This is a genomic window from Streptomyces sp. NPDC030814, from assembly GCF_055572155.1.
Window position 1 is genome coordinate 1 of the sequence record NZ_JBVIDX010000023.1, and the last position, 12464, is coordinate 12464.

The following is a 12464-nucleotide window of genomic DNA, read 5'->3' on the forward strand; positions in this document are numbered from 1 at the left end:
GTGCCCTCGGAGCGGGGGAAGAACTCGTACCAGGAGCCGAACAGGGCCCGTTCGCGTTCCACCAGCAGCGGCAGCGGGTCGGAGGAGGTGACCAGCTCCCGCAGCGGATGCCGGGCCAGCACCTCGTCCACCTCCGGCGCCAACGCCGCCGCCAGACGGGAGGCGGCCGGCCGGTCGGTGTCGCGGAGCGCGTCCACGGCGGCGAGGACGACACCACGGGCCCGCCCGCCCTCCGGGACCCCGGCGGCGGCGCGCTCGTGGAGCCGCGCGCCCTCCTCCAGGACCAGCTCCGTGTCGATGCCGGCCGGGACCTTGATCCGGGCGTGGTGGCGCCAGGTGGTGACCGGGTCGCCCCAGGCCTCCACCGCATACGTCCACCGGCCCTCGCTCGGCGCGGAGACGGTGGCGCCCCAGCGGTCCGTGCCGGGGGCGAGTTCCCGCATCGGGGTCCACGGGCCCGGACGGCCCTCGGGGTCCGTCAGAACGACATTGGCGGCGACCGCGTCGTGGCCCTCACGGAAGACGACGGCCGAGATCTCGAACTCCTCGCCCACGACGGCCTTGGCCGGCCGGCGCCCGTGGTGGACGGTGGGCCGTACGTCCAGAACCGGTATCCGGCCGACGGTCGCCGTGTCCGGGGGTGAGGCCGACGGCGCGGGCGGGCCGGTGTGCGCCCGGCGTGCGGGGCGTGCGTCGGCGCTCGCGGACGCCGCTGAGGAGGTGCTGGTGTGCGCTGTGGTGGTACTGGTCGTCGGGGGTGCCGACGAGTGGTGCGTGGCGGGCATGACCGCTCCTGTCCGCGTCAACGTGGGTGGGCGGATGAGGGTGTGGGGAGGTGGGGCCAGCGGGATGTACCGGTGGAGCCTTCCCACACAGTGCGGGTGAGCATTCCGGCACTTTGTTAACTACTCACGCGTATGTCTACACACAAGACCGGCCTCGTCCCAGGGGGGCGAGGCCGGTCACTCTAGTCGCTTTGGGTAAAGGGACGTTCACCTGTGGTGTTACAGGGACCTACGGGACGCCGACCTGGAGAATCCGGTCCGGAGAGCCCGGAAAACCGTTCTTCACCTTGCCCGAAACCGCATGGTGCACCAGCGTTTCGGCCACCTGCGCCGGTGTCGCCAGGGGGTGGTCGGCCAGGTACAGGGCCGCCGCGCCCGCGGCGTGCGGTGCCGCCATCGACGTACCGGAAAAGGTCGCCGTCCCGGTGTCGCTCCGGTGGGACGCGGAGGTGATGGACACACCCGGGGCGAACAGGTCCAGACGCGGGCCCCAGTTGGAGAAGCCGGCGCGGGCGTCCTTCTTTCCGGTGGCGCCGACCGTGATCGCCTGCTTCACCCGGCCGGGTGAATAGAGGCCCGCGGCCAGGGCTTCATTGCCCGCGGCGACCGTGTAGGTCACCCCCGAGGCTATGGACGTGCGTACGGCGGCGTCGAGTTGGGCGTTGCCCGGGCCGCCCAGGCTCAGATTGGCCACGGCCGGCTTCCGCGCGTGCCGGGTGACCCAGTCGATCCCGGCGATGACCTGGGCCGTCGTCCCTGCCCCCGCGTCGTCGAGGACGCGTACCGCGACCACCTTCGCCTGCTTGGCGACCCCGTACTCGGCGCCCGCGACCGTGCCCGCCACATGGGTGCCGTGACCGTTGCCGTCCTGCGCCGTCCTGTCGTTCTCCACGAAGTCCCAGCCGTAGCCGGCCCGGCCGCCGAAGTCCTTGTGGGTGATGCGTACACCGGTGTCGATCACGTACACGGTGGTGCCCCTGCCCGCCGACTCCGGCCAGGTGTAACGCTCGTCGAGCGGAAGGCCGGCCTGATCCAGGCGGTCCAGGCCCCAGGACGGCGGATTGCGCCGGATCCCGTCGTACCTGACCGTCGTGTCCTGGACGACGGAGGCCACGCGCGAGTCCGCCGCGAGCCGTTTGGCCTGTTTCTCTCGGGCCCTCACGGAATACCCGTTGAGGACCGAGCTGTACGTATGGCGTATTTCCGCCCCGTACTTCCGGGCGATGTCCTTCCCTTCCTTCGACGGGGCCTCCGTCCCCGCCTTGAGGGTCACGATGTAACTGCCGCCGACGGAGCCGGCGCCCCCGGCCCCCAGGACGCGCCCCTCCGGGGCGGCGTGCGCGGGTGCGGCGGTGGCGACCGAGAACACCGCGCTCGTGATGACCGCCGCGAGGCCTCCCGCCCAGCGCAGACGCCTGTTTCCCGGCTCTGCCCGGTGCTGCATGGATGCGACCCCCTCCTCGGTCGGCCGGTGCGCCACCCGGCAGCCTCTCGTGCGGGGTGAAGCGCCACAAGGCCGAGCAGAGGGGCGGAATCGGCCATATCCCCCGTGGGGTACATGTGGACGTCGCGACGAAATCAGGCCTGAAGGCCGGGGACCGGACTGCGCGGCCGGGCGGCCGGGGTACGGATGCGCCGTAATTGCATACCGAGGGACGCGCCGTGCTTGCCGATCCGCCCACCCGCGCCGCTACCGTCGTGGTGACGAACGGTCGCACGCAACAGGTGCGTCCCCTTGCCCGTACGTCCTGGCGTGAAGGTGGAATCCTCTGTGAAGGCCATCCGCAGATTCACCGTCCGACCCGTCCTCCCCGAAGCCCTGCACCCGCTCAGCGAGCTGGCGCGCAACCTGCGCTGGTCCTGGCACGCGGAGACCCGTGACCTCTTCCAGTCGGTCGACCCCGAGTGCTGGGCGGCGTCCGGCGGCGACCCCGTACGCCTTCTCGGCTCCGTCTCCGCCCGGCGCCTCGCCGAACTCGCCGACGACCGGCGCTTCCTGCGCCGGCTCACCGTGGTCGCCGACGAACTGCGCGACTACATCACCGGCGACCGCTGGTACCAGACGCAGACCTCGGAACTTCCTGCCGCGGTCGCCTACTTCTCGCCCGAGTTCGGCATCACCGCCGCGCTGCCGCAGTACTCCGGCGGCCTCGGCATCCTCGCCGGCGACCATCTGAAGGCCGCCAGCGACCTGGGGGTGCCGCTGATCGGCGTCGGCCTGCTCTACCGGCACGGCTACTTCCGGCAGTCGCTGTCCCGGGACGGCTGGCAGCAGGAGCACTACCCCGTGCTCGACCCCAACGAGCTGCCCGTGGTGCCGTTGCAGGAGACCGACGGCTCCCAGGCCCGCGTCGACCTGGCGCTCCCCGCCGGGCGCCGGCTGCACGCCCGTGTCTGGCAGGCCCAGGTCGGCCGCGTGCCGCTGCTCCTGCTGGACTCCGACGTCGAGGAGAACGACTTCGGGGAGCGGGGTGTCACCGACCGGCTCTACGGCGGCGGCAGCGAGCACCGGCTGCTCCAGGAGATGCTCCTCGGCATAGGGGGCGTCCGGGCGGTCCGTACGTACTGCCGCCTCACCGGCCACGCCGAGCCCGAGGTCTTCCACACCAACGAGGGCCACGCCGGCTTCCTCGGCCTCGAACGCATCGCCGAACTCTGCGACCAGGGGCTCGACTTCGACGCAGGGCTCGAAGCGGTACGGGCGGGCACCGTCTTCACCACCCACACCCCCGTGCCCGCCGGCATCGACCGCTTCGACCGGGAACTCGTGGCCCAGCACTTCGGCCCCGACGCCGAACTGCCACGGATCGACGTCGAGCGCATCCTCGGCCTGGGCATGGAGACCTACTCGGGCGGCGACCCGAACGTCTTCAACATGGCGGTGATGGGCCTCAGGCTCGCCCAGCGCGCCAACGGGGTGTCCCTGCTGCACGGCCAGGTCAGCCGGGAGATGTTCTCGGGCCTGTGGCCCGGCTTCGACGCGGACGAGGTCCCCATCACCTCCGTCACGAACGGCGTGCACGCCCCGACCTGGGTGGCCCCCGAGGTCTTCCGCCTCGGCTCCCGGCAGATCGGGGCCGAACGCACCGAGGACGCGATGACGGTCGGCGGCTCGGACCGCTGGGACTCCGTGGCCGACATCCCCGACGGAGACATCTGGGAGCTGCGCCGGAACCTGCGCGAACAACTGGTGCTGGAGGTACGGGAACGCCTCGCGGCCTCCTGGCGCCAGCGCGGCGCGGGCACCGCCGAGCTCGGCTGGATCGACGGGGTGCTCGACCCGGACGTCCTGACCATCGGCTTCGCGCGGCGCGTCCCGTCGTACAAGCGGCTGACGCTGATGCTCCGGGACCAGGACCGCCTCATGGAGCTGCTGCTCCACCCCGAGCGGCCGATCCAGATCGTCGTCGCGGGCAAGGCCCACCCGGCGGACGACGGCGGCAAACGCCTCATCCAGGAACTGGTCAGGTTCGCCGACGACCCGCGGGTACGCCACCGGATCGTGTTTCTCCCGGACTACGGCATGGCGATGGCGCAGAAGCTGTACCCGGGCTGCGACGTGTGGCTGAACAACCCGCTGCGGCCGCTGGAGGCGTGCGGCACCAGCGGGATGAAGGCCGCGCTGAACGGTTGCCTCAACCTGTCGGTCCTTGACGGCTGGTGGGACGAATGGTTCCGGCCGGACTTCGGCTGGGCGATCCCCACCGCCGACGGCACCGCGACGGACGACGACCGCCGGGACGACCTGGAGGCCGCCGCCCTGTACGACCTGCTGGAACAGCGGGTGGCGCCCCGTTTCTACGAACGCGGCCCGGGCGGACTGCCCGACCGCTGGATCGAGATGGTCCGCCAGACCCTCACCCATCTCGGGCCCAAGGTGCTGGCCGGCCGGATGGTCCGCGAGTACGTGGACCGTCTGTACGCCCCCGCGGCCCGCGCCCACCGCGCGCTGAACCCGGACACGGCCAGGGAGTCGGCGGCGTGGAAGGCGCGCGTCCGGGGCGCCTGGCACCGCGTCAAGGTCGACCACGTGGAGGCCACCGCGGCCCCCACCAGCACCGCCGAACTGGGCGCCACGCTGATGCTGCGGGTCCGCGTCGACCTCGGGGAACTCGCCCCGGACGACGTCGAGGTGCAGGCGGTGCCGGGCCGCGTCGACTCCGAGGACCGGATCACGGACGCATCGAACGTCCCGCTGAAGCCGACGAGCGGGCCCGACGAGGAGGGCCGCTGGGTCTACGAGGGCCCGCTGGCCCTGGACCGCACCGGCCCGTTCGGCTACACGGTCCGCATCCTGCCCGCCCACCGGCTCCTCGCCTCCACGGCGGAACTGGGCCTGGTGGCGGTGCCTTCGGAGGAGACGGGGGAGGGTGCCGGGGTGCTGATGCGCTAGTGCCGGGCCGCGTCCCCGCCGGGCCGGGAGCCTCCTCGCTCCGGCCCGGTGCGCGGCGGCGCGGCCGATGGCCGGAAGGCACGGCCGGGAACCGGCGACGACGACAGCTCGGACGGGGCCGGCGTGGCCGGTCCCGGGTGTCGCCCCCGGGGGCGACGAGCCGCACCGGTCACCGGATGCGAGGTGCGCCGGGCAGCACGCGACACCCGTGCCAGACCCGCCGTCCTGCTCAGGCAGCGGCTGTCCGGCCGAGCGGGACGTCGTGGGGGTGAGCATCGCCGGGACGGAGGCCGTGCGGGGCGGGCCGGTGGCGGCCACGGCCGCCCGCCGCCGCCTCCGTCGTCGCGGGGTCGGGCGGCCCCCCTCGGGAGTCGCCTCCCGCCGGATCACCGCCGAGTCGGTCGAGAGAGCCGACCTCGTACCGGGTGCCGTGGCCGAGCGCCACGCACGTGAGGGAAGCCGCCGCCCGGCTCGACGGGCTCGTACGGGGCCGCCGCTCGACGTCGAGTGTGCGGCACGACGCAGAACCGGCCGGCGGCCCACCGCCCGGTGCGGACGAGCCGCTACCGGACGAGTGTGGTGCCGCCGACCGGGTGCACATGGCCGGGGAAGCAGGGGGAGTCAGGGACGGGGCCCTCAGCGCTTCCTGAGCCGCCGGGCGAGAAGGACTCCTCCGCCGCCGAGGGCCACCATGCCCGCGGACCCGCCCAGCAGGAGAGGCGACGTGCTGTCGCCGGTGTCGGCCAGGCGCGGGAGCACCGTCAGCTTGGCCACGAGAACCCGCGTGGGCTTCCGCGCCTTCAGCATGAAGATGTGCTTGCCCGGCCTGGTGGTCTCGGGGATGACCACCCTCCCTCTGACCGTGCCCTGCTGGTCGGCCCGGAAGTACCCGAGCGTCACCTTCTTCGAGTAGAGCCGCGCCTCGACCGTCTGTTCGGAGGCGAAGCCCGTTCCCGTGAAGGTCAGGGGGTCCCCGGGGGACACGACGGTGGAGCTCAGGGTGAGGCCCGGAGGCGGTGGTGGGTACTGGGCATGCGCCGGTTGGGCGCCCAAGAGCGGCACGGCGGCCATGGTGGCTGAGGCTGCCGCGGCCGCGATGGCGGAACGCCACTTCGAGGACACAGTCATTCGTTTCACGCTCCCTCAGATAATCCAGGCCGAAGGCAGACACGACCCGCATTTCTTATACCGGGATCAATAGCCAGAAATGGTAGAAGTTAACGCTCAGGCTCCGGGTGCTCACCGGATGGCGTAAGCGGAGTGCCATCCGGGACCCGGCTCGACCGGCGTGGCGGCGAACCCCGCTCCCCTGCCCGGATGTTCACCTGAGGTGGCTGCCGTGAATCTGTCCGACTGCCTTCGGCCCCTGGTCGGACGCCGGCGTGCCATCGCGCGGCCGGCTCTGCTGGGCCTGCTGGGAGCAGCGATCGGCGCGCTGCTCGCCGGATCGTGCGGCACCGACGCGGACGCACCCGCCGGGGCGCTCCCGGGCGGGACCGCCGCGGGGCGTGTCGAGCGTCTGCGGGTCAAGGTCATCGACACGCTGCCGCACGACCGGACGAGCTACACCCAGGGCCTGGAGATGAGGGGCGGCACGCTCTACGAGAGCACGGGCCTGCCCGGAACGTCGTCGGTCCGCCGCGGCCCGCCCGGTGGGCCGCACGCCGTCCGTGCCGACCTGCCGGCACCGCTCTTCGGGGAGGGGATCACCGTCCTCGGCCCGACGCTGTGGCAGCTGACCTGGCAGAACCACGTCGCCATCGAACGCGACGCCACGACACTGGCCGAACTGCGCCGGGTGCCGTTCGCGCGGGAAGGCTGGGGCGTGTGCCACCAGCGCCGGCCCGGCCGGCCCGGCCGGCTCGTCACCAGCGACGGCTCCTCCCGGCTGACCTTCCGCGACACGCGGACCCTGGCCCCCGTCGGCGAGGTGCGTGTGACCCTCCGCGGCCGTCCGGTGCCGAAGCTCAACGAGCTGGAATGCGTGGGCGACAGCGTGTACGCCAACGTCTGGCCGTCCGAGCGGATCGTGCGTGTCGACGCCGCGACCGGCGTGGTGACCGCGGAGATCGATGCCTCAGGACTGCGGAATCCGGAGGAGCAACGGCACGCCGAGGTGCTGAACGGCATCGCCGCCGTCCCCGGCACCGACGAGTTCCTGCTCACCGGCAAATGGTGGCCCCGGATGTTCCGGGTGGTCTTCGTCGCCGGGTGATGCCGTCCGGGCGGGCGACGGTGGCAAACGCCTCGTCCAGGAGTCGGGGGAGGCGGCGACCCGCGGGTTCGCCACCGGATCGTGTTCCTGCCGGACTGCGGCATGGCGATGGCGCAGAAGCTGTACCCGGGCTGCGACGTGTGGCTCAACAATCCGCTGCGGCCGCTGGAGGCGTGCAGCACCGGTGGGTTGAAGGGCCGCGCTTCCGCGGCCCCAACCAGCACCGCCGAACTGGGCGCCACGCTGATGCTGCCGGTCAGTGTGGACCTCGGTGAACTGGCCCCGGACGATGTGGAGGTGCAGGCGGTGCCGCTGAAGCCGACCAGCGGGGCCGACGAGGAGGGCCGCTGGGTCTACGAGGGCCCGCTGGGTCTGGACCGCACCGGCCTGTTCGGTTACACGGTCCGCATCCTGCCCGCACACCGGCTCCGCGCCTCCCCGGCGGTGGAAATGGGCCGCGTGGCGGTGCCTTAGGAGGGGAGAGTCGAGTGGGCGGGGCGCTGCCGGGCTGGCCGGCCCCGTGGGCCGGGCGGGTCCTTCCCATTACCGAGGCGATGGGAACGGCTGCCCGCGCCTGCCCTCGGCCTCAGCGTCCACCGAACCCGGTGACCGGGACGCGCTGCCGTCACGTATGGGGTGGCGGCCTCCACGCGGTCATGCACAACCTTCATCCGACGCAGTGCCGAGCTCGGAATCCGTGAACGCCCGGGCCTGCACCGAGTGTGTACGTGGCGGAAAAATGCGTCTTGGACCTCGCAGGTTCATTACTCCAGGTAATGACAAGCAGTGGCCAGAAAATCGGATGTTGGCGTGCTTCAGGCACAGTCACTGTCTGTCGAGGGGCGCGATGGAACCTCAATGCGCTAGGTGATCGGCGAGATCCGGGCTGACTCCGGCAATGCGCCCTTTGCTTGAATGTGCCTCGAGATATGGCGTGATGCGATCGGCTCGTCGAACTCATCGTGTGCAGAGTGTGAAGGCTTTCGGTGGTCGGGTGTCGAACTCTCCTGGCCGGTAGCAGTCGTCGGTTCCGCAGGTGAGGGTCCGCTCGTCGCCTGCTTTTGTGGTGCAGTTCACATTGACCCGAAGAGCTGATGCAGCGTTAACTCGCCGGGACTTATGAAGGTTCTGTGACTACGGGGTGCGGTCGTGGGGTTGGGGCGGGGGTGCCGCCATGTTCGGATGCGAATAATCCGATCGCGGCGATTTGTCGGTAGCATTTCGGCGACGGCGATGTTGCTGTCGCTCATGCCTGTCGTGTCGTTCGCGATGTCCGGGGAGGCAGCGGCCGACGCACCGGCAGCGCCTCTGACCGAGCAGTCGGCCTCGGAGCGGGCCGCCGCGACCGGTGAGCCCGTCGAAGTCCGGTCCGAGCGGACCGAATACACGACGACCGTCGCGAACCCCGACGGTACTTTCACCCTCACGCAGTCGACGCAACCCCAGCGTGCGCGCTCCGAGGACGGCACCTGGCAGGACATCGACGTCACGCTGGAGAAACGGCCGGACGGAACGGTCGGGCCGAAGGCCGCTGTGGTGGACATGGCCTTCTCGGGCGGAGGCAGCGGCTCCGGGCTGCTGCGTCTCGGCCACGAGGACCAGGAGCTGAGGATGGGGTGGCCCACCTCACTGCCGACTCCCACTCTGGATGGCGCCACCGCGACGTACGCGAACGTGCCGGTCAATGGCGTGGACCTACAGATGACGGCGACGGCCGAGGGCTACCGTGAGGTGCTGGTGGTCAGGTCCGCCGAAGCCGCCGCCAGCTCGGAGCTGGAGCGGATCAGCCTCACCGCCACGGGCGACGGTCTCAGCGTCGTATCCGGCGAAGGCGGGGGTATACGTGCCGTCGACGCCGACGGCAACGCGGTGTTCCGGGGCCCCGCCGGGCAGATGTGGGACTCGGCGGGCGACAACGCGGTAGCCGGACCACGAACGCAGTTGATGTCGACGGCCACTGAGGAGGGGACCGCTCGGATCACCGCCGACGAATCCTCGCATCCCGGTCAGGGGGACGTCACGGCGGAGTTGCCGGTGGCCGTGGGCGAGGGCACCGTGTCGGTGAAGCCGGACCTTGAACTGCTTCGCGGCCCGGAGACCGTCTACCCGGTGTTCATCGATCCCCCAGTGGGGCTGGGCGTGTCCGAGTGGACGAAACTGTCCTCGGACGGTGACCGGTTCTGGAAGTTCACCGAGCCCAAGGGCGTCGGTCGCTGCGGTGTCGCGGACGGCTATGCATGCGGCCCCGGCTACACGGACCGCATGTACTTCGAGTTCGGCGCCGGCAAACTGGCCGGCAAGCACGTGCTGGACGCGACGTTCCGCGCGTTGGAGACCTGGTCGTTTAACTGCACCCCGTACTGGGTGGACCTGGAACGCACGGACAACATCTCGGAGGGCACCCGCTGGCCCGGCCCCAGGCAACTGGACCAGCTGGGCGACAAGTACGTCTCCGCGGGACGCGGGGATCTGTGCGACCCCGAGCAGCCGAACAAGTGGATCGAGTTCAACGACAACCCGGGAGAGGCAGACGAGAATCTCACTTCCACGGTGCGGGCTTTCGCGGCCGGCAAATTCCCCCGGCTGACGGTGATGCTGCGGGCCAAGGACGAGACTGAGCCGCGCGCGTGGAAGAGGTTCGACAACAACGCCGAGCTCAAGGTCTGGTATGTGCACAAGCCGGGGGTGCCGACCACAGTCGGTGCGATTCCGGGCAGCGGTAACAAGACAGGGCCGTGCCGTCCATCGTCGGACCCCTTGACCGTGACAGTGGACACGCCAACTGTCCACGCGAGGGTGCAGACACTGGTCCAGCCGAGCGCGGACGAGACCACGCCGGCCCTGCAGGCCGAATTCGTGATGCAGCGTTCCAGCGACGACACGGTCAAGGGGACTTGGCCACAGGTGTGGAGTGGACACCGGCCGCACAACGGTTGGGCCACTGACGGAGATCTTGAATCAATCACGACGAGCAAGAGGGAAGACGGGGGACTCTACCGGTTCCGAGCCCGCACCCAGTCCCACTGGAGCTATGACGGCAGATCTGGTGATCTGTTCTCACCGTACTCGTCGTGGTGCTACTTGAGGATCGATTCGACAGCTCCCAAGGTGCCGACGATCGCTACCGGCGGGCCCTACAGCGAATGCACGGCCAATAACTGTGCCCCGAACGGCGCTCCCGGCACTCCCGGCACCTTCACCTTCCGACCGAACACGGCTGACAAGGACGTGAAGGCCTACCGCTGGCGCTTCCTGTCCACGGGCGCGAGTGCGGTCAAGCAGGTCAACGCGGCCACGACCAATGCGCCGGTGAGGCGTAAGGACATCGTTCCCGGACTGTCCGGGACACAGACATTGGCGGTCGAGGCCAGCGATCTGAAGCGGGACAAGGACGGCCGCGTGCGTTGGGGCCCACCGGCTGAATTCGTCCTCAAAGTGGGTCTGCCCGAGGGCCCGATCGGCCGCTGGCATTTCGACGACGGCAAGCCGGGGTCCGGCGTGACGGAGGCCAAAGACACCGGCGAAGCCGGCCCACGCCATGACGTCGTCCTGCGTGACGCCGCGGGCACCGGATGGTCGACGATGGGCCGCCGGGGCGCGGGCGACTACTCGCTGTGGCTCAACGACAGTACCGACCCCGCCAAGCAGACGGGCTACGCGTCCACCGAGGGAGCCGCTGTCAACACCCAGGACTCGTTCACCCTGTCGGCGTGGGTCTATCTCACGGACGCATCCGAAAACAGGACGGTATTGTCCGCACCTGGCGACCAGGGCTCCGCGTTCACGCTCTACTACTCGTCCACGTACAAGAAGTGGGTCTTCAACCGGACCGACCAGGACAAGAAAGACCCTGTGTACATTCGCTCGGTGGCGGATGAGACGAACCCCCCGCTGCGGGTCTGGACTCATCTGGCCGCTGTCTTCGACACCAAGCAGGACGTGGACAAGAGCAACGACACCATCCAGCTCTACGTCAACGGCAAGCCTCAGGGCGATCCCGTCGTCCTGTCCAAGGCGACCGCCACGTACACGCCCTGGGCCGCCAACCGGAATCTGATGCTGGGTGTCTCCAAGGTCGACGGTGTGTTCGGCGAGCACTTCCGGGGGCGTCTCGACGAGGTCGCGGTGTGGCAGGAGGCGCATCAACCCGAGCAAGTCCGCGAGGAACACCGACTCAAGACGGACGAGGTGCCGACCAATGAACTGGTCGCCCACTGGGACGCCACGATCTCGTCAGGCACACAGGTCACCGAGAGCCCCGAGGATCCCGACGACCCGGCCAGCACATCGTTCCCGTATCGCCGTGGCAGTCTGAAACTGTCCGGCGCTGCCCGGCTGACGGGCAAGGACGCCACGGCCCTCGTGCTCGACGGCAGCACCGGTTACGCATCGACGACGGGACCGGTGATCGACGAGACCGGGTCCTTCACCGTGTCCGCCCGCGTACGTCTCGACAAGGCGCTGCTGGACGCCAAACCGGACGGCTATCGCGGACTGGTCGCGGCACAGGCGACCGGGGCGGGCAAGGAATCCTCCTGGGCTCTGTGGGTGGAGAAGATCGAGGGCGGCGCCTATGAGTGGAGGTTCGGCCGGACGGCTGTCGACTCCACGGGCAAGGTGGTGGGCACCGCGTTCGCCGTCGCTCACGAAACCGTCGGCGACCGCGAGTTCAACACGTGGGTCGATCTGACCGGTGTGTTCGACGCGACCCAGCCGTTCAGCGCGGCCGATGGCGCACAGCGTTTCGGGGTGACCCAGTTGTTCGTCGGTCAATTCCCTCAGAACGCGGAAGACGGCGGCCTTGAGGTCGACCAGCAGGGCTCGGGCGCTCTGTCGGTCGGGCGGGGCTCGGCGAACGGGACCACGGGACATCACCTGCCGGGTGATCTGGCGAAGGTACGCGTGTGGGTCGGCGCGATGACCAACGACCAGGTGAAGAGCCAGATCGCTGATCCGTCCACCTGACCACTCCGCCGCTCCGCGCCCTCCCCGCCTTTTTCGGCCTCTTCGGCCTCCGATTCACGACAGCGCGCAGCCGCTCCCCCGTGGAGCGACCGCCGCCAGGAGACTT

The 12464-nt window shown here is 70.2% G+C and carries 6 protein-coding genes and 1 pseudogene; 4 read left to right on the forward strand and 3 right to left on the reverse strand.

Translation table 11 applies throughout. The annotated features are described in order from the left end of the window. Both ACZ43N_RS33380 and ACZ43N_RS33385 read right to left on the reverse strand, forming a co-directional pair. Positions 1-785 (reverse strand): maltotransferase domain-containing protein (locus tag ACZ43N_RS33380; protein WP_468102794.1); only part of this gene is annotated, 785 nt, incomplete at its 3' end. 229 nt (positions 786-1014) lie between these two features. Beyond that, positions 1015-2229: a S8 family peptidase gene (locus ACZ43N_RS33385; protein ID WP_468102795.1), complete on the reverse strand. Its 1215-nt coding sequence runs from the start codon at positions 2227-2229 to the stop codon at positions 1015-1017. 327 nt (positions 2230-2556) lie between these two features. Between ACZ43N_RS33385 and ACZ43N_RS33390 the strand changes: the two genes are divergently transcribed. Beyond that, positions 2557-5178, forward strand: coding sequence for a glycosyltransferase family 1 protein (locus ACZ43N_RS33390; protein WP_468102880.1), 2622 nt, complete (start codon positions 2557-2559; stop codon positions 5176-5178). Between the two features lie 636 nt (positions 5179-5814). On the opposite strand, the gene ACZ43N_RS33395 is transcribed toward ACZ43N_RS33390, so the two are convergent. Continuing rightward, the gene (locus ACZ43N_RS33395; RefSeq protein WP_468102796.1) at positions 5815-6306 is read right to left on the reverse strand and encodes an LPXTG cell wall anchor domain-containing protein; all 492 of its coding nucleotides are present in this window, start codon (positions 6304-6306) and stop codon (positions 5815-5817) included. 211 nt (positions 6307-6517) lie between these two features. On the opposite strand from ACZ43N_RS33395, the gene ACZ43N_RS33400 reads away from it, so the two are divergent. From ACZ43N_RS33400 to ACZ43N_RS33410, 3 genes and pseudogenes are all read left to right on the forward strand, one after another. Further along, positions 6518-7393: a glutaminyl-peptide cyclotransferase gene (locus tag ACZ43N_RS33400; protein ID WP_468102797.1), complete on the forward strand. Its 876-nt coding sequence runs from the start codon at positions 6518-6520 to the stop codon at positions 7391-7393. After that, positions 7389-7867: pseudogene (locus tag ACZ43N_RS33405) on the forward strand (DUF3417 domain-containing protein); the annotation flags it as partial. The gene ACZ43N_RS33400 and the pseudogene ACZ43N_RS33405, both read left to right, overlap by 5 nt. 774 nt (positions 7868-8641) lie before the next feature. Continuing rightward, positions 8642-12358, forward strand: a complete 3717-nt coding sequence (locus ACZ43N_RS33410) for a LamG-like jellyroll fold domain-containing protein (RefSeq protein ID WP_468102881.1) — start codon at positions 8642-8644, stop codon at positions 12356-12358. Positions 12359-12464: the final 106 nt, after the last annotated feature.

Bases quoted from the DNA above. Each gene is read 5' to 3' on its own strand.
- ACZ43N_RS33385 (WP_468102795.1), bottom strand. From the start codon at position 2,229: ATGCAGCACCGGGCAGAGCCGGGAAACAGGCGTCTGCGCTGGGCGGGA.
- ACZ43N_RS33395 (WP_468102796.1), bottom strand. From the start codon at position 6,306: ATGACTGTGTCCTCGAAGTGGCGTTCCGCCATCGCGGCCGCGGCAGCC.
- ACZ43N_RS33410 (WP_468102881.1), top strand. From the start codon at position 8,642: ATGCCTGTCGTGTCGTTCGCGATGTCCGGGGAGGCAGCGGCCGACGCA.